Origin of the sequence: Caldalkalibacillus uzonensis (assembly GCF_030814135.1) — a bacterium.
In the GTDB taxonomy this organism is placed as follows: domain Bacteria; phylum Bacillota; class Bacilli; order Caldalkalibacillales; family Caldalkalibacillaceae; genus Caldalkalibacillus; species Caldalkalibacillus uzonensis.
The window spans coordinates 66,383-83,378 of record NZ_JAUSUQ010000008.1 but is presented as its reverse complement, the minus strand read 5'-3'; the positions used below and the strand labels follow the sequence as shown (position 1 = coordinate 83,378).

Genomic DNA, 16,996 nt, shown 5'->3' with positions numbered 1-16,996 from the left:
GGACGAAAGAGAAACTCTTGCGCGGTACCACCCTGCTTATACAAGATCAGCCTTCCAGACTCGAACCAACAACTGCAGCTGTGCTGTTCTTGTATCGCTCAGGCGGGGTAACGGTCCGGCCGGCAGGGATTAGCTGCACTCTGGAATGGCTTTCGGTTAAGGCGCTCATAAAAGCTCTCTCAACCTGGGTGCCCCTGACCTTACTGGCCAAGGAACACCACCGGAGCTTTCTCTCTGTATGGGGAACTTAACCTACTTCGTTCCATCATCGTCTTGTCAATCTTTGTTTGTGGTCATTATACCCAGTTGTCAGGGGAGTTGTCAACGCTTGGTCACTCCACTTGATCACATGTCCTCCACCTTCTGTATGGAGCGGTAGCGCCGCACATGCAACACCGTGCTGACCACGATCACTTTCATAATCACAAACACAGGAACGGCTAAGAGGAGTCCAATCATGCCACCCACTTCTGCTCCGACCAACAAGCTCAAGATAATAAACATAGGGTGAATGTGCAGTCTTTTACCCACAACGTAAGGATTGATCACATTGCCTTCTAAGATCTGAATGACGATGTTGACTCCGATCACCCAGCCAATCAGGCTGGGATCAGTGACCAGGGCAACAAAACTGCTGAGCACCGTACCGATAATGGGGCCAAAATAGGGGATGATGTTGGTCACACCCGCCACTGTCCCCAAAAATAAGGCATATGGCAAACCGATCAAATAATAGCCGCTGACTGCCAAAACACCTACCAAGAAGCTGACAATCAGCTGGCCGCGTATGTATTCTCCCAGGGAGTTGTCAATGTCCCGCCACAGGCGAAACACCATCTTCCTTTTTGATCTTGGTATGAACAGGAACAGCCGTTTCTGAATGCCTTCAAGATCATTTAACAAGTAAAAGGTAAAAAAAGGAACTACCATCAACATAAAAAAATGGCCCAGTGAGGAGGTAAGCGAAAGCAGCGTTTCTTCCACCCAGCGACGTATGTTTTGTTCAAAATTGTGCAAAATGTCATCTATGGCCTCATGTAAGCCGCTGGGAAGCTGTTCCACCCGGCTGTCAAACAGGTGGTACCACTCAATCAGCTGATTTTGGACGGCAGGAAGCTGGGCCATCAGATCCCGGATCTGATGAGCTAGCAGGGGAAATAGAAGCCATCCGGCCAGAAACAGGCCTCCAAAAAAGAAAATATAGATCAGGATAATAGCCAGGGATCGTTTAATTTTAAGGCGCATGAGCATCTCCACAACTGGGTGTAACAAATAGGCCATAATGATGGCTAAGAAGAGCGGGATGAACACCGTGGCCAGCAAATGAAACACCGGGCTTAGATATGGGGCCACCTGAAACAGAAGATACAGGATGATCAAACTAAGCACAATAACACCAGTGGCAATCAACCCACGCAACGAAAGAAACGTTCTCATCGACGCTTCTCCTTTGAGGTGTGATTAAGCTTATTGTGTGCGCAGTCACATGCTGGTTATACATTCCGGTATTAAAGAAGCCCTTTTCCCGTAAGGAAAAGGGCAGGGTTGACGGAACGGGGGACTTAAATGCGTGCCCGGCGTCTGATCATGCTCAAGATTTGATTCATATAACGGTTCATCTCTCTTCCCATCTCTCCCATCAAAGCCATGATGCGTCCGAAACCTCTTGGGCGGGAGCGCATTCTCATCCATTGCCACACAGCAAGGACTAACCCACCCATAGTCAACAGAGAGGTTAACATTCCGCGTCTCATGCCAATCCCCCTCTCTTGTTTCCGCCATTAAACGGAATGAACAAAGTCATCGTCTTCAAACAAATCATTGAGCGAGCTGAGTGAACCGTCTTCTTCAATTTGAAACACATCGTACTTGCCGTTCACACAGGCAAATTCAATGAAGCAATCCCAGCAATAGTATTGGTTAGTGGCAATTTTGCCAATATCTTTTCCTCTGCAATTGGGACAAAAGATGGACTCCATCACACATCCTCCTGCACTGCCGACTTCTGACCTTACTGGTAAAAAGCGTCATCGTGGGACATCTGTACAACAAAAGCGTCTTTGCCAAACAAAAATTTAGCAGGTTGCCGTATCATGTGACGCCCTTCAAACATGTCACTAAAGAAGCCGTCCGATATTTCGTACCCTATTATTGTTGCCGAGTGCTCATCAAAGTATACATCTTCCAGAACACCTAATTGTTTCCCGTTGGGCGTTACCACGGGGGTTCCCATCATACGCGGTTCAGCTTGCTGAAATAACAACCAACCACCACGCGGCTCAAAAGTAGCTTCTGGAAGCTGATGGGCAACAGTGACCAGGTCTTCGCCGATACTCTGGATGTGTAAGGTGGGCAAAAATGGTTGCTTGCCAAACCAGGATTGCTTCTCCAGCACAAGTCCCTGCAGGCGGCCTTCCCGGTCAAAGACCAGATCGGCCACCCGTCCCAGACTTTCGCCTGAAGTAATATTCATCACCACGGAACCAATCACATCACATGCGCGACGCACGGAAAAGCCCCCTTTCCGTACGTTTTTAGTGTGCGGCGTTTAACATATAAACATGACTAGGAGTGATTGCCAGTGAGCCACTCTCGCAGCGTCTCTTTTAAGTATGTATAGCGGGTGCTCACCTCTTCGCGGGCAATGGCATCGATAAAGGTGCTTTTTTCACCGCAAAATATTAAATAGTCTCTGCCCCGGGTTATAGCCGTATATAATAAGTTGCGCCTTAACATCCGCTGGTATGCTCTGACAACAGGAATCACCACGATGGGGTATTCGCTCCCTTGTGACTTATGAATTGAGCAGCAATAGGCCAAAGTAAGCTGATGAAGCTCACTTTTCTTGTAACTGACTTCCTTGTGGTCAAAAGCCACCACCAACCGGTCTTCCTGCTCCCTCGTCTCCTTGGCCGGCAGGATCGCTGTCACTTCGCCAATATCCCCGTTAAACACATGCTGTTCCAGGTTGTTCACCAGTTGCAATACCTTGTCTCCCACCCGGAAGACGTGGTCCTTCACTTTCAGCTCCCGCTTGTTCTCGGCTGGAGGATTAAAAGTTTTCTGCAAAGCTTCGTTCAGTGCATCAATCCCCGCTGCACCTCTGTACATGGGAGCCAGTACCTGGATCTCTTTTGGTGTATAACCTTTGTTCAGAGCAGATTGGCACACTTGGCAGACCACATGGACCACCTGGTCAACGGTGCAGGCAAAAAAGCGGCGGTCAGGCTTAGGGTGGGTAATATCTTCCTCTACTTTACCCCGCTTAATTTGGTGAGCGAGTGTAATAATGGATGAATCTTGAGCCTGGCGGAAGACATCCTTCAGCTCCACAACAGGAATCTGTTTACTTTCCAATAAGTCGGAGAGCACTTGTCCTGGGCCAACAGAGGGTAACTGATCCTGGTCCCCGACCAAAATAACCTGAATATCGTCCGGCAACGCCCGGAACAGCTGGTTGGCCAGCCACTGGTCCATCATGGATGTTTCGTCCACAATAAGCAACTTGCCCTTAAGAGGGTTCTCTTCTGAGTAATCAAACTCCTGCCCGCCTTTCCAGCCTAACAAACGGTGAATGGTAAAGGCAGGAAGCCCCGTTGATTCCTCCATGCGCTTGGCAGCCCTTCCAGTGGGGGCAACCAGCAAAAAGGGAAAAGATTCCTCCTTTCTGGCATACTCCTTGGGGTCAAGGGACAAATGATACAGCTGGGCATAAAGCTCCACAATACCTTTGATCACCGTTGTTTTTCCTGTGCCTGGCCCTCCTGTTAGAATCATAAGCGAGCTGTGCAAAGCCTGCTCAATCGCTTGCTTTTGGCTCTCCGCATACTGAATGCCCAACCGTTCTTCCAGTTCTCCCAACGCATGCAAAAATTGATCATGGGAGACAGGCAGCTCAACCTCTCTTTTCACGAGCTGCTTCACTTTTTTGGCAAATCCTTTTTCGGCAAAAAATAGTGAAGGCAGATACAGGCGGTCATCTTCCAGTATTAATTTGCCTTCTTCGGCCATTTCCAGCACTTGTTGTTCAATCCTGTCATGTTCCAACTGCAGCTGACCAGTGTTGTCCATTTCTCCTTGTTGGTTTAACCATTTCTGCACCCCAGGAATGAACAGATCAAGCGGATAATAGACATGGCCGTTTTGCTCGGCCTGCTCACACAAAAAGTAGTGACATGCAGCCCGGATTCGCTCCGGTGCATCTTCCTTGACGCCCATGGCGCGGGCAATGGCATCGGCCCGTTTAAAACCGATACCATCAATATCCTCAATCAGTTGATAAGGATTTTCTTCCAACACCTGCATCGCCCGTTCGGCATATGTTTGGTAAATCTGAATGGAAAGGGACAAGCCGATCCCAAATTCACCCAGCTTGACCATAATCTGTTCCAGCCCCTGATACTCCAACAGCCTGCGGTAAACCGTTTGGCGCAGTTCTTCGTTTAAGCGGGGCACTTCCCGCAAAACGTCCGGATTTTCTAAAATAACATTAATAGCCTTTTCACCAAGGGTGTCCACAATGCGGGCAGCCGTTTTTTCACCAACCCCTGGAAAAAGATCACTGGATAAATATTGGATCAGGCCTTCCCGCCCCTGGGGAAGTTCTTTTCTGAAATAATCAATGTGATACTGAAGGCCAAACCGGGGGTGATCCTTCATCTGTCCCCAAAATGTGTACACTTCCCCTTCCAAGAGGGAAGGATAGTGCCCCACAACGATGATGTGTTTCTCATCAATCTCTTCTGTTGTCTCCACAATTTTGACTTTGCTGACCGTATACAGGTTGTCCGTGTTATGGAAAATTTCATACACCAGTCTACCCTTGATATATGGCCGGCTTTCATCAAACAGAGAAGGCTGGATCACATTCATGGTCAAGACTCCTTTTACCACAAGCTCAGCAGTAATACTGCTGTATTTAAGTATACCATGCCAAACAAAAATTGGCTTTCACCTCAGCCCAACAAAACAGGTGAAAGCCTCCAGCAAAATGAATATATAATTGTCCTAGAATTACATGGCTTTTAACACCGGTTTGACAAACAATTGGCGCGGAAAGTCGGCCAGGACTTCATATCCTTTCTCCGTAACTCTGAAGGACTCGCTGATTTCAACCCCGAAATCATCCAGCCAAATGCCGGGGATCAGATGGAAGGTCATATTAGGCTCAAGTACGGTTAAGTCCCCTTGGCGTAAACTAGCTGTATGTTCACCCCAATCAGGAGGATAGTTGAGACCCATGGAGTAACCCAAACGGGAATCTTTCTCCAGTTTTTTATCAGAAAGATAGCGCTTCCAAACCTGTTCCACCTCTTCACAGGTCATGCCAGGCTGAATCGCTTCCAGAGTAACATTAAGACCCTCGATGACGATATCCGCCACTTCTTTGACTTGTGGTGCAGGATGGCCAATCACTGCCGTACGTGCCATCGGGCAGTGGTAACGTTTGTAACATCCAGCCAGTTCAACAATGACCAGGTCCCCGTTGGTGTAACGGCTGTCTGTCCAAGTCAAGTGAGGTGTGCAGGTTTTGTTGCCTGAAGGCATTAAAGGCACAATGGAGGGATAGTCCCCGCCAAACTCCTCCGTTCCACTGATTTGAGCTTGATAGATGCTGGCGGCCACTTCACACTCCCTTACCCCGTCGTTAATCGCTTCAATGGCTGCAGCCATTGCTTTTTCAGCCAGTTTGGATGCTCTTTTCATATACATGATCTCAGCATCAGACTTGACCAAACGCACACGGTTGACTAAGAGTGTGGCATCTTTAAATACGGAATTGGGCAGTGCGGCTTGAAGACGTTCAAAACATTTGGCCGTAAAATAGTAGCTGTCCATTTCTACTCCAATATGGCGTTTGGCCTGCCCCATCTCTTTTAAGATATCAGCCACAAAATCCATGGGATGCTTAATGGGAGACTGTACATAATCATCAGGGTAGGGAATGATGTCATGGGCATCAAGCCAAGTGGTCAGCTTGGCTCCATTGGCATCCTGCTTACGCCCAATCCAGACTGGCTGAGGTTCATCTGTCATCACCACCAGCATTTGATGCACGTAAAAGGACCAGGCATCATAACCGGATAGATAGTTCATATTAGCGGGATCGGTAATGAGTAAAACTTCGATACCTGCTGCTTCCATTGTTTGCTTTGTTTTCCCCAATCTTTCCTTATATTCAGATATTTCAAAGGGCAACATGAGCAAACCTCCTTTTTTCATTTTTTTCTTTTTTCAGTCCTCTCGATCATATGTGACATCTGTTTCAGATTCATTAGTTTGTCTAACTGTTGTGATTTCCCTATATCTTAAAACAAATTTCGCTCCTATAAGTCAATATATTTCAAACATTTATACAGAGTGTTCTCTTACAGTTTTATGTCCGCGATGATTGATTCTTGCTGGACTTGGGGATTAAAATGTGGATTGCCGGGTAGACTCAGACGAAAAATGATAAGGCAGCCACAATGGGCTGCCTGTTCATATATGGACTGTTTATCTCTGTTGTCATGGGCACACCCCACACCACTACACATGCGCAAGTGCCTGTTTGATTCGTGCTTGATCCTGAATGGCCAGGTCAATAATGCCTCCACCCAGACACTCTTCACCATCATAGAACACGACCGCCTGACCAGGTGTCACGGCCCGCTGGGGCTCATCAAATGTGACTCGGCAGCGCCCTCCGTCCAGCAATTCCACAGTGCAAGGCTTATCCGGTTGCCGATAACGGAATTTAGCTGTACAGGTGAAGCGGTCTCCTGGTGAGTGCCCTTTAATCCAATTCAGCTGTTCAGCTTCCAAACCTCCAAAGTAGAGATACGGGTTTCCTTCTCCAGCTTCCACATAGAGAATATTGCGTTCCAGATCTTTGTCCACAACAAACCACGGGCCTCCCGGTCCACCAATGCCTAGTCCCTGCCGCTGGCCGATGGTATAGTACATCAAGCCGTCATGTTGACCTTTTAACTCGCCGGTTGATTTTTGGCGGATCTCACCCGGCTGGGCCGGAAGGTAAGTGCTTAAGAACGTTTTGAAGTCCCGCTCACCGATAAAACAAATCCCTGTACTGTCCTTTTTCTTGGCGTTAGGCAGACCGGCCTCTGCAGCGATTTGTCGTACTTCCCGCTTTTGCAAATAACCAATGGGAAACAAGACCTTGGACAGTTGCGTCTGGTTGAGCTGATTGAGGAAATAGGTTTGATCTTTACCCGGATCCGCCCCGCGCAGCAAGCGGTGGTAACCATCCTTCAAATCAACCTGCGCATAATGGCCGGTCGCTACAAAATCAGCTCCCAAAGTCAGGGCATGATCCAAAAACGCTTTAAACTTGATTTCTTTGTTGCACATCACATCGGGATTGGGCGTCCGTCCCGCTTTATACTCATCAAGGAAGTAGGTGAACACACGGTCCCAATACTCTTTTTCAAAATTGACCGAGTAATATGGAATACCAATTTCATGACACACCGCCACCACATCATGGTAGTCCTCTGTCGCTGTACACACCCCGTTCTCATCTGTATCATCCCAGTTCTTCATAAAAATACCAACCACATCAAACCCCTGTTCTTTCAGCAGTAGGGCGGTGACCGCTGAATCAACCCCACCTGACATACCCACAACCACACGGGTTTGTTCCGGTTGTTTCGTCAGACGTGCTGGATCAAGGGGAGGGAATTTATCCTTTAGCATCACGTATTCACTCCTTTCATTTTTTGTAGTGCAAATCATGATTTAAGCTGCGGATTAAGAATTTAATCGCTTGAGGATTTGGCCCGTTTTCCGAGCCACTTCCTCTACTTCTTCCAGCGTGTTGCCCAGCCCAAAACTATAACGGATGGCGCTTTGGGCCCGATCTTCATCACTGTACATGGCCAAAATGACGTGAGAAGGTTGCAATGAGCCTGCCGTACAAGCCGAACCGCTTGAAGCTGCAATCCCTTCCAGATCCAGGTTCATTAACAGGGCGTCTGCTTTAACACCGGTAAAACTGAGATTGACGATATGGGGCAGACAATGCTCTATCTCCCCATTAAACTGGAACGCCACTTGTTCTTCCTTTAGGATATCCAAAAAAACCTGACGCAGCTGGGTGTATCTCTGTTGTTTTGCCTCTAAATCCTGGTGGGCCAGTTTGAAGGCCTCAGCCAATCCAACGATGGCGGGCACATTCTCCGTTCCCGCCCGGCGGTTACGCTCCTGGGCACCACCGTAAAGCAAGGGATGAAGATGTATCTGTTCCCGTACATATAAACACCCGCTTCCCTTGGGCCCGTTGATTTTATGGCCAGAAAAAGAGATAAGGTCTACAGGAAGGGTGGACACATCAAAGGGAATCATGCCCAGCGCTTGCACCGCATCGGTGTGAAAGATGATGCCTTGCTCTTGTAAAAACGTCCCGATCTCTTCGATCGGCTGCACGGCTCCTGTTTCATTGTTGGCATACATAAGACTGACCAGAATCGTGTCTTCCCGCACCGCTTCCCGTACATCATCCAGTTTGACGCGGCCGGTCTCATCAACGGGAAGATAAGTGACCTCAAATCCTTCAGATTCCAAATATTGACAGGCGTGCAGCACCGCGTGATGTTCAATTTGGGAGGTAATGATATGGCGACCCTTTTCTTGGGCGGCAAAAGCCACCCCAAAAATAGCCAGGTTATCTGCTTCCGTTCCCCCACTGGTAAAGGTGATGTTTTTGGGTTCTGCTCCTAGCAGGCGGGCAATCGTGCGCCGGGCCTCTTCCAGTGCTGCTTTTGCTTCCCGCCCGTAAGCATGAATACTGGACGGATTGCCAAACTGCTTGTCCATATAGGGCATCATAGCCTTGACCACTTGGGGGTGAACAGGTGTGGTTGCTGCATGATCCACATAGATGTGTTGCATCGTCTGACTCTCCTATCTTAGTTGACTATCTAGATGTAGAACATATAGCTTTCTTCGCCCTCATCTTTATAATTGATCAAATCCTCTAACGTCGTCGAATCCAATACTTCTGAAATGCTGTCCCGTATGCGCCGCCAGAGATCCCGCTTGGCCGGATCTTTTTCCTCATCAAATTCCACCGGGCTGATGGGCCCTTCCAACACCCGGATGACGTCACCAGCTGTAATTTCACGGGGTTCTTTGGCCAGGACATAGCCTCCATAGGCGCCGCGGATGCTTTTCACTAAGCCGGCATTGCGCAAGGGAGAAATCAATTGTTCCAGGTAGTGCTCAGACAAATCATGGATTTCTGCTATTTTGCGCAGCGACATAGGTCCTTTACCATAATTATTGGCTAATTCCATCATGATGGTTAACCCGTACTGGCCTTTTGTTGAGATTTTCAAAAGAAACACCTCCGATTAACTTATCAACCAACACCTGGCATTGTGGCAATGAAAAACCGACGACAGGACCGATAAGCACTGAAAACAGCAAAGTTCCCACAAAAACAGGACCGCCTAAAATCCAGCCTGAAATTAAGACCAGCACCTCCATCCCTGTTCTAACCCACTGCACCTTCCAGCCAGTCTTTTCACTAATAGCGATCATCAAGCCGTCTCTGGGCCCGGCCCCGCAGCGGGGGGCTATATACAAGCCAACACCATAGCCCATCACGACGATGCCAGTCAAGAGCAGCACCAATTGCCCTCCCCAGTGCTCAGGGGTCTTCAACCAGGGGATCAACAAAAATAAATCAATAAACAGCCCTACCAGGAGCATGTTAATCACGGCGCCAACCTGGGGTTTGGTACGGGTCAGCAGCCATGTAAGACCAATAATGACAATACCAACGAGAATCGACCATAAGCCGATGGTCAGGCCAAACTGATAATAAAGACCAATATGAAACACATCCCAGGGGGCATTGCCCATGTCGGCCTTAATCATCAGCACAATGCCAAAAGACATGATGATTACGCCCAACATAAAAATAAGCCAGCGTATGACAAATACGCTGCTTCCTCTCCACCACTGTTCTCCTCTCACGTACAACCCTTCTCTCTCTAACTCAGACATTCTTTTCCACTGTATTATAGCACGAAACAGTGCGGTTTGCATGGTCTGCAAGCTCAGCACCGTTAACAAATGACCATGACAGCCTTAAATTGATGCTTCGAACGGCTAAGCTTTACTCCTATTGTACCACACCCTGCATTTAAGTTAACATGGTGTGTAGAAAGGATGAGACAACCATGGATTTATTTGATTTCTTACATAAGCAACATCCCCTATCAGAACCTTTGGCCAGCCGGATGCGGCCCAGAACCCTGGACGATATTGTAGGACAGGAACATATTATTGGCCAGGGAAAGCTGCTGCGCCGGGCCATTGAAGCTGACCGGCTGACGCCCATGATTTTTTACGGTCCCCCAGGCACCGGCAAAACGACACTGGCCAAAGTGATTGCTAACACAACCAAGTCCCATTTTGAACAGGTGAACGCGGTTACCTCGGGTGTGGCCGAGGTGCGCAAGTTGATCAGTGAAGCGAAAGATAGGTTGAAGATGCATCAGATCCGTACCGTCCTGTTTATCGACGAGATTCACCATTTTAATAAATCCCAACAAGACGCTTTGCTGCCTTTTATTGAAGAAGGCACGATTATCCTGATTGGAGCTACCACCGAAAATCCGATGTTTGAAATTAATGGAGCTTTGTTATCCCGCTCCCGTATCTTCCGCCTCTATCCTTTGGAAGACCAGCACATCAGGGAGATTATCCGGCGCGCGCTCTCAGACAGGGAGCGGGGATTGGGGGAACAAAACGTTACCCTGACACCGGAAGCCCTTGATCATATTGTTAATGTAGCCAATGGGGATGCCCGCAATGCATTAAATGCCGTGGAACTGGCGGCCCTGACTACCCCACCCGATCAGCAGGGGCGCATCGTCATTGATCTGGAAGTCGCCCAGGAATCAATCCAGCAGCGCATGGTCCAATATGATAAAAACGGTGACCAGCATTATGACGTCATTTCCGCCTTTATCAAAAGTTTGCGCGGTTCAGATCCAGATGCGGCTTTGTACTGGCTGGCTCGCATGATTTATGCCGGGGAAGATCCCCGGTTCATTGCCCGCCGGCTTTACATCCATGCCGCAGAAGATGTGGGCATGGCCGATCCGAGAGCCCTGCAAATGGCCCATGCAGCGGCTTATGCCGTCGATTTTCTGGGTATGCCGGAAGCAAGGATCCCTTTGGCTGAAGCCACAATCTATATCGCCACTGCACCTAAAAGCAATGCGGTGATCAAAGGGATTGATGACGCTTTAGAGGCGGTGGAAAAAGAAAAAAGCGGCCAGGTCCCCCTTCATCTCAGGGACAGCCACTACAAAGGGGCCCACAAGCTGGGCCACGGTAAAGGCTACAAATACCCTCACAACTACCCAGGCGGTTACGTCAAGCAGCAGTATCTTCCCGATGATCTTGTCGGGAGGAGCTTTTACTCACCTACTGAACATGGCTATGAGCGTACTATAAAAGAACGCCTTAAATACTGGCGTTCACACTGATCCAGGCCCGCCCCTGCTTCCAAGCAACATCAACGGCAAGATCAAAGGTTTCTGCCAACAGAGGGGGTGTTAACACCTCCTCCTTTTCTCCGGCCGCCACAACGCGGCCTTCTTTTAAAAGGAGAACATGGCTAAAGCAAGGCATAATTTCTTCAATGTGATGGGTCACGTAGAGCAGTGTGGGACCATTCTCTTTTGCGGCCAGCTGATCCAAACTGGACAACAACCCTTCCCTGGCCCGCAAATCCAAACCGGAACACGGCTCATCTAAAATGATTAAAGCCGGCTCAGCCATCCAGGCCCGGGCTAACAAAACTTTTTGTTGCTCACCGCTGGAGAGTGAACCGAACGGTTGGCGGGCTTTGTGCTCTACTTGGAATAACGACAGATAATAGCGGGCTTGTTCCACGTCATCTAGTTCAACCTGTTGCCATAACCCGATGGAGGCAAATTTTCCGCTCAACACAATGTCCTCTGCTGGCATATGGTCATAGGCCCGGTAGCGTTCAGCCAAAGCCGGACTCACCCAGCCAATCGACTGGCGCAGACGGTTAATGTCTACCTTCCCTAAACGTCGGCCAAGCACATGTATCTCCCCTTGGCTTGGCCATTCATAAGCACAGATCAAATTGAGCAATGATGTTTTACCGGAGCCATTCAATCCGACAATAGCCCAATGTTCTCCTTTTTTTACTTGCCATAAAATGTTATCCAATATGGTTCGGCCATTCCTTCTCCAGTACACCTGTTGGACATCAATCACAATTTGTTCTGGCCTCATCTTTTCCCACTCCTCTATCCAAGTCATATCTATGTTAACATTTTATCAATTCTTGATGCTATAAAAAATAACTCTACTCTTTATTTTAGTCAGCAAATTTTTCAGACCTCATTCACTCCAGTCAATAATTAAAGGCTGTTCACCAGCACAGTGAACAGCCTTTTTTACACAGGCAGAAAAAAGAGTCCCAGAATTTGCCGTGATTTACATGGTTTTGAATCCCTGACTCGGCAGGTGGGTGCCCTGCTCCATAGTTCACATGTCCTCTGGGAAGAGGCCTATGTTCCCCAAAGAGACTCCGGGCTCCCTGTGTATTGGTGTTGGCTCAAAACTTCCGTAAATCACGTACAACTCAGGACTCTTTGTGTGTCATTATCATAACACACCTTTACCGGGAATGCAATGACTTAACAACAGGAATGTTATGCCTTTACCTTTGCAGTAATAGCCAGGGCCAGCTCCTCCAGCTGTTTCTCATCAACGGCAGAGGGGGCGCCGGTCATCAAACAGCTGGCACTGGCCGTTTTAGGAAAGGCAATCGTTTCCCGCAAGTTGCTGACTCCAGCCAAGAGCATCACAATCCGGTCAAAGCCAAAAGCAATGCCCCCGTGAGGCGGTGTACCATATTCAAAGGCTTCCATCAAGAAGCCAAACTTTTCTTTAGCCTCTTCAGGGGAGAAGCCTAAGAGGGCAAACATTTTTTCCTGCACCTCACGCTGGTAGATGCGCATGCTGCCTCCCCCAATCTCATAGCCGTTCAGCACCATGTCGTAGGCTTGGGCCCGGATTCCTTCCGGATTGGTTTCAAACAGCTCCAGATCTTCTTCCCTGGGCATGGTAAACGGATGATGCAAAGCCACATACCGTTTTTCCTCTTCATCGTATTCCACCAGCGGGAAGTCGGTTACCCAGCAAAATTTAAATTCATCCTGGTTAATCAAATCAAGCTCTTTGCCCAGCTTGAGACGCAAAGCTCCCAGCGCTTCTGTTACCACCTGCTTTTGATCAGCGACAAACAGGAGCAGATCTCCTTCTTCTGCTTCCAGCACCTGTTTAATATCTTCCAGCTCTTCTGCTGTGAAAAACTTGGCGATCGGTCCCTTCACTTCTCCCTCTTTTACGGCCAGCCAGGCTAAGCCTTTGGCCCCGTAGCGGCCCACATATTCGGTTAATTCATCGATTTGTTTGCGGCTGTAGGAGGCACAACCTTTGGCATTAATTCCTTTAACTTGGCCACCGTTTTGAACCGTTTGGCTGAAGACCTTAAAGCCGCTGTGCTTCACCGTTTCTGAAACATCTTTCAACTCCAGGCCAAAGCGCAAATCCGGCTTATCAGAACCGAAACGGCTGATCGCCTCCTCATAGGTGAGACGCTGGAAGGGGAGAGCAACCTCCACACCGATCGTTTCTTTAAACAGCCGGGCGACCATCTCCTCCATTAAGGCTTGCAATTCCCGGGCAGACAGGAAGGAGGTTTCAATGTCCACCTGGGTAAATTCAGGCTGGCGGTCAGCCCGCAAATCCTCATCCCGGAAACAACGCACAATTTGATAATAGCGTTCAAAACCAGCCACCATCAACAATTGTTTGAAAATTTGCGGGGACTGGGGCAAAGCGAAAAATTCACCGGGATGCACCCGGCTGGGCACGAGATAGTCCCGGGCCCCTTCTGGGGTGCTTTTGGTCAGCATCGGTGTTTCAATTTCCAAGAACCCATGTTCATCCAAAAAGTCGCGAACCACTTTGGCCGCTTGGTGACGCAATTTGAACACACGCTGCATAGCCGGACGGCGCAGATCAAGGTAACGATACTTTAAGCGGACCGCTTCATCCACCTCCACTTTGTCTTCCAAAGCAAACGGAGGTGTCTTGGCCGGATTAATCACCTCTACCTCTTCGGCGTACACTTCAATCTCGCCAGTGGACAGTTTGGGATTAATTGTCCCTTCCTCCCGGGCCACCACACGCCCTTTCACGGCTAACACATATTCACTGCGCACCTTTTCAGCTGTGGCAAACGCTGCTTGGTACTTTGGATCAAAGACGATCTGCACAATACCGGAGCGGTCTCTTAAATCAATAAAAATCAAGCCTCCCAGGTCGCGCCGTTTGTTGACCCAGCCTTGCAGATGGACTTCTTCCCCTGTATGTGCTGTGAACAATGTGCCACATCCATGCGTACGCCCGATAGACATTATAAACCAACCCCCTGTTCATTCTGTTTAAGCAGAAACGCTTTGGCTTGGGCCAAGGCATACTCCTGCTGGTCTCCTGTGGCCAGATTTTTCAACACCACAACCCCTTTGGCCAATTCGTTGTCTCCCACAATGGCGGCATACTTGGCCTTGTGCCGGTCGGCTGCCTTTAGCTGTCCTTTTAATCCACGGCACAGGAAATCCTGATCCACTTTTAACCCGGCTTGCCGCCATTCCTGGACTAGCTTCAAGCCCTTCTGCTTGGCCGTCTCGCCCAGGGTGACCACAAAACAGTCCAGTTCATCCCGGATAGGCAGTTCAATCCCTTCTGTTCCCAAAGCTAACAGCAGCCGCTCAATGCTGAGGGCAAAACCGATGCCCGGCATATCCTGACCGCCGATTTCAGCCACTAAGCCGTTATAACGGCCGCCGCCACAGATGGTACCAATGGCACCAATGCCCTCCACCATAATCTCAAACGCAGTCTGGGTATAGTAGTCCAAACCACGGACCAGACGCGGATTAACCACATAAGGAATGCCGAGCTCATCCAGGTAGCTTTGCACCGCCTCAAAATGGGGCCGGCAATCAGCACATAAATAGTCCAGGATTGAAGGTGCATCTTTCGTTAATTCCCGTGTTTTTGGATCTTTGCTGTCCAACACCCTGAGCGGATTGCGCTCCAGGCGGGAGCGGTCCTCCGCTCCCAGCTCATCCTGTACATCTTGCAAAAAGCCCACCAGCGCCTCCCTGTGCTTGGGACGGCAGGTTTGACAGCCCACACTGTTTAATTCCAGGCGCAGACCGGTCAAGCCCAATTCAGCGTAAAACTGCATGGCCATGGCAATCACCTCGGCATCAAGCAGCGGATCCTTGGAACCGATCGCCTCAATGCCAAACTGGGTAAACTGGCGCATCCGTCCCGCTTGAGGACGCTCATAACGGAACATCGGCCCAACGTAAAACAGTTTGACCGGCTGTTTGGGATCAGCATACAGCTTATGCTCCACATAGGAGCGCACCACAGCTGCCGTCCCTTCCGGGCGCAAAGTGATGCTGCGTTCCCCTTTGTCAACAAAAGTATACATCTCTTTCTCCACAATATCGGTCGTTTCCCCTACACCGCGCTGAAACAGCTCTGTATGCTCAAAAATGGGGGTGCGGATTTCCGCATAATTAAAACGCCGGCAAAGGTCACGTATTTTAGCCTCCACATAGTGCCATTTTTCCACTTCCCCTGGTAAAATATCGGCTGTGCCACGCGGGATTCGAATGGTCATCCTTGCTCCTCCTTTATCAGCTCTCATTTACTTTGTCATCGTTGATGTTGGTCAATATGTATGTGTCTCTGAATACATGATGGTATATTAAAAAACCCGCCCCCGATCCAAGAATCAGGGACGAGTTGACACCCGTGGTACCACCCTCATTGATAAATGGCCTGGCCATTTATCCACTTTACCCTTAACGCGGGCCACGCCGTCTATTTACTCAACCAGGCTATACTCAAGCCTGCCTTTCAATAGCGGTCCTCCAGGATGTCTTTCAACAAGGGCACACTAGGGAAACACTTTCAGCCACGGTGTTTCCTCTCTGGCTAGGTGCTGCTTGCCTACTCTTCCTCTCATTGGATCATGCTTGCCAGTATCAATTGCTTTTTATCATACTGATCGTTGAAATGATTGTCAAGACTTGTCCGGCATCTGTTAATGACGTTTTTTCAGTTGCCGGACATCTCTGACACCTTCAATTAATTCCCGGGAAATCTCCAAGTCTTGCCAAGTGGATTCTGTTTCGATCCGGTCGTGAAAATCAACACTCATCCTGCGGGCCATTGCCCGCTGAGTGACTATTTCTTTCAACTTGCGTCTCATTCCCTGTTCACCTCAATCCTCAGGGCGGGTTTTGGTAACTAGTGTTGCCCAACCTCCTGATTTAATTCAAATATTAAAAGCATTGCTAAAAATTAGCGGCCATCACTTAAAAAAGCTTGAGGATTTTCCCTCAAGCTTTTTTGTGGATACTATATTAGGAGAGAACCACCAGGAATCTGGCGTGATTTATTTTTGAGACCGTTCCTGACTGTCAATGATTAAGGTCACCGGGCCATCATTGACCAGCTCAACCTGCATCATGGCCCCAAATTCTCCCGTTTCCACGGAAACGCCTTTTTCCCTCAAGCTCTGGTTAAAGTGCTCATACAACTGTTTGGCCTGATCCGGCTTAGCCGCTTGCATAAAGTTGGGCCGTCTTCCCTTACGGCAATCCCCATACAGCGTAAACTGGGAAACAGACAGGACTTGTCCGTCCACTTCCAACAGGGAACGGTTCATTTTTCCCTCCTCATCTGCAAAGACACGCAAATAAGCCACTTTGTCGGCCAGATATTCTGCGTCCTGCTTGGTATCGTCATGGGTTACGCCCACCAGCAGCACAAAACCACGGTCAATCTGGCCAGTGACTTCTCCGTTTACTGTTACTTTGGCTTGTTTACTACGTTGTACAACCACTTTCATCTC

The 16,996-nt window shown here is 48.9% G+C and carries 17 protein-coding genes, 1 other RNA gene and 1 other annotated feature; of the genes, 1 reads left to right on the top strand and 17 read right to left on the bottom strand.

Going from position 1 to position 16,996, the window contains the following annotated elements; genetic code table 11:
* Positions 1 to 46 precede the first annotated feature (46 nt).
* The 11 genes from J2S00_RS11490 to J2S00_RS11440 form a co-directional block, all read right to left on the bottom strand.
* A complete protein-coding gene (locus J2S00_RS11490) occupies positions 47 to 169 on the bottom strand; it encodes a hypothetical protein (protein WP_307339681.1) in 123 nt (40 codons plus the stop codon).
* 176 nt (positions 170 to 345) lie between these two features.
* Positions 346 to 1,437: an AI-2E family transporter gene (locus J2S00_RS11485; RefSeq protein ID WP_307339678.1), complete on the bottom strand. Its 1,092-nt coding sequence runs from the start codon at positions 1,435 to 1,437 to the stop codon at positions 346 to 348.
* Positions 1,438 to 1,562: 125 nt separating this feature from the next.
* Positions 1,563 to 1,754: a hypothetical protein gene (locus J2S00_RS11480; protein ID WP_307339675.1), complete on the bottom strand. Its 192-nt coding sequence runs from the start codon at positions 1,752 to 1,754 to the stop codon at positions 1,563 to 1,565.
* A gap of 27 nt (positions 1,755 to 1,781) precedes the next feature.
* Positions 1,782 to 1,979 carry a YrzR-like zinc ribbon domain gene (locus tag J2S00_RS11475; protein ID WP_307339673.1) on the bottom strand — a complete coding sequence of 66 codons (198 nt, stop codon included), beginning with the start codon at positions 1,977 to 1,979 and terminating at the stop codon, positions 1,782 to 1,784.
* A 32-nt stretch (positions 1,980 to 2,011) separates the two neighbouring features.
* The gene (locus J2S00_RS11470) at positions 2,012 to 2,509 is read right to left on the bottom strand and encodes a PRC-barrel domain-containing protein (RefSeq protein WP_307339671.1); all 498 of its coding nucleotides are present in this window, start codon (positions 2,507 to 2,509) and stop codon (positions 2,012 to 2,014) included.
* 56 nt (positions 2,510 to 2,565) lie between these two features.
* Positions 2,566 to 4,872, bottom strand: a complete 2,307-nt coding sequence (gene recD2 / locus J2S00_RS11465; RefSeq protein WP_307339668.1) for an SF1B family DNA helicase RecD2 — start codon at positions 4,870 to 4,872, stop codon at positions 2,566 to 2,568.
* Positions 4,873 to 5,013: 141 nt separating this feature from the next.
* Complete coding sequence (locus J2S00_RS11460) at positions 5,014 to 6,201, bottom strand: M24 family metallopeptidase (RefSeq protein ID WP_307339666.1); 1,188 nt, start codon at positions 6,199 to 6,201, stop codon at positions 5,014 to 5,016.
* A gap of 327 nt (positions 6,202 to 6,528) precedes the next feature.
* The gene (gene mnmA, locus J2S00_RS11455) at positions 6,529 to 7,656 is read right to left on the bottom strand and encodes a tRNA 2-thiouridine(34) synthase MnmA (protein WP_307339999.1); all 1,128 of its coding nucleotides are present in this window, start codon (positions 7,654 to 7,656) and stop codon (positions 6,529 to 6,531) included.
* 93 nt (positions 7,657 to 7,749) lie between these two features.
* Entirely contained in the window at positions 7,750 to 8,889 is a 1,140-nt protein-coding gene (locus J2S00_RS11450) for a cysteine desulfurase family protein (protein WP_307339663.1), read from the bottom strand.
* A gap of 29 nt (positions 8,890 to 8,918) precedes the next feature.
* On the bottom strand, positions 8,919 to 9,335 hold the full coding sequence (gene cymR, locus J2S00_RS11445) for a cysteine metabolism transcriptional regulator CymR (protein ID WP_307339660.1): 417 nt from the start codon (positions 9,333 to 9,335) through the stop codon (positions 8,919 to 8,921).
* Positions 9,277 to 10,008 carry a YczE/YyaS/YitT family protein gene (locus J2S00_RS11440; protein ID WP_503128586.1) on the bottom strand — a complete coding sequence of 244 codons (732 nt, stop codon included), beginning with the start codon at positions 10,006 to 10,008 and terminating at the stop codon, positions 9,277 to 9,279. Before J2S00_RS11440 ends, cymR begins: the two co-directional genes overlap by 59 nt.
* A 176-nt stretch (positions 10,009 to 10,184) precedes the next feature.
* On the opposite strand from J2S00_RS11440, the gene J2S00_RS11435 reads away from it, so the two are divergent.
* Complete coding sequence (locus J2S00_RS11435; RefSeq protein WP_307339657.1) at positions 10,185 to 11,501, top strand: AAA family ATPase; 1,317 nt, start codon at positions 10,185 to 10,187, stop codon at positions 11,499 to 11,501.
* On the opposite strand, the gene J2S00_RS11430 is transcribed toward J2S00_RS11435, so the two are convergent.
* The 6 genes from J2S00_RS11430 to dtd form a co-directional block, all read right to left on the bottom strand.
* On the bottom strand, positions 11,479 to 12,282 hold the full coding sequence (locus J2S00_RS11430; RefSeq protein WP_307339655.1) for an ABC transporter ATP-binding protein: 804 nt from the start codon (positions 12,280 to 12,282) through the stop codon (positions 11,479 to 11,481). The two genes, J2S00_RS11435 and J2S00_RS11430, sit on opposite strands and share 23 nt — an antisense overlap.
* A 180-nt stretch (positions 12,283 to 12,462) precedes the next feature.
* Positions 12,463 to 12,644, bottom strand: a non-coding RNA gene (ssrS, locus tag J2S00_RS11425) — 6S RNA.
* Positions 12,645 to 12,704: 60 nt separating this feature from the next.
* The gene (gene aspS, locus J2S00_RS11420) at positions 12,705 to 14,477 is read right to left on the bottom strand and encodes an aspartate--tRNA ligase (protein ID WP_307339652.1); all 1,773 of its coding nucleotides are present in this window, start codon (positions 14,475 to 14,477) and stop codon (positions 12,705 to 12,707) included.
* Positions 14,477 to 15,757 carry a histidine--tRNA ligase gene (hisS, locus tag J2S00_RS11415; RefSeq protein WP_307339648.1) on the bottom strand — a complete coding sequence of 427 codons (1,281 nt, stop codon included), beginning with the start codon at positions 15,755 to 15,757 and terminating at the stop codon, positions 14,477 to 14,479. Before hisS ends, aspS begins: the two co-directional genes overlap by 1 nt.
* A gap of 113 nt (positions 15,758 to 15,870) precedes the next feature.
* Positions 15,871 to 16,114: a binding site (T-box leader), on the bottom strand.
* 69 nt (positions 16,115 to 16,183) lie between these two features.
* Positions 16,184 to 16,351 (bottom strand): hypothetical protein, encoded by a 168-nt coding sequence (locus J2S00_RS11410; RefSeq protein WP_307339646.1) that lies wholly within the window; start codon positions 16,349 to 16,351, stop codon positions 16,184 to 16,186.
* 186 nt (positions 16,352 to 16,537) lie between these two features.
* The gene (gene dtd, locus J2S00_RS11405) at positions 16,538 to 16,993 is read right to left on the bottom strand and encodes a D-aminoacyl-tRNA deacylase (RefSeq protein ID WP_307339996.1); all 456 of its coding nucleotides are present in this window, start codon (positions 16,991 to 16,993) and stop codon (positions 16,538 to 16,540) included.
* Between the last annotated feature and the right edge of the window lie 3 nt (positions 16,994 to 16,996).

Excerpts from the sequence above, each read along its gene's own strand:
- J2S00_RS11440 (WP_503128586.1), bottom strand. The coding sequence starts at position 10,008 with ATGTCTGAGTTAGAGAGAGAAGGGTTGTACGTGAGAGGAGAACAGTGG.
- J2S00_RS11460 (WP_307339666.1), bottom strand. The coding sequence starts at position 6,201 with ATGTTGCCCTTTGAAATATCTGAATATAAGGAAAGATTGGGGAAAACA.
- J2S00_RS11480 (WP_307339675.1), bottom strand. The coding sequence starts at position 1,754 with ATGAGACGCGGAATGTTAACCTCTCTGTTGACTATGGGTGGGTTAGTC.
- aspS (WP_307339652.1), bottom strand. The coding sequence starts at position 14,477 with ATGTCTATCGGGCGTACGCATGGATGTGGCACATTGTTCACAGCACAT.
- J2S00_RS11435 (WP_307339657.1), top strand. The coding sequence starts at position 10,185 with ATGGATTTATTTGATTTCTTACATAAGCAACATCCCCTATCAGAACCT.
- J2S00_RS11490 (WP_307339681.1), bottom strand. The coding sequence starts at position 169 with ATGAGCGCCTTAACCGAAAGCCATTCCAGAGTGCAGCTAATCCCTGCC.
- dtd (WP_307339996.1), bottom strand. The coding sequence starts at position 16,993 with ATGAAAGTGGTTGTACAACGTAGTAAACAAGCCAAAGTAACAGTAAAC.
- hisS (WP_307339648.1), bottom strand. The coding sequence starts at position 15,757 with ATGACCATTCGAATCCCGCGTGGCACAGCCGATATTTTACCAGGGGAA.
- J2S00_RS11475 (WP_307339673.1), bottom strand. The coding sequence starts at position 1,979 with ATGGAGTCCATCTTTTGTCCCAATTGCAGAGGAAAAGATATTGGCAAA.
- recD2 (WP_307339668.1), bottom strand. The coding sequence starts at position 4,872 with ATGAATGTGATCCAGCCTTCTCTGTTTGATGAAAGCCGGCCATATATC.
- J2S00_RS11485 (WP_307339678.1), bottom strand. The coding sequence starts at position 1,437 with ATGAGAACGTTTCTTTCGTTGCGTGGGTTGATTGCCACTGGTGTTATT.
- J2S00_RS11430 (WP_307339655.1), bottom strand. The coding sequence starts at position 12,282 with ATGAGGCCAGAACAAATTGTGATTGATGTCCAACAGGTGTACTGGAGA.
- J2S00_RS11410 (WP_307339646.1), bottom strand. The coding sequence starts at position 16,351 with ATGAGACGCAAGTTGAAAGAAATAGTCACTCAGCGGGCAATGGCCCGC.
- J2S00_RS11450 (WP_307339663.1), bottom strand. The coding sequence starts at position 8,889 with ATGCAACACATCTATGTGGATCATGCAGCAACCACACCTGTTCACCCC.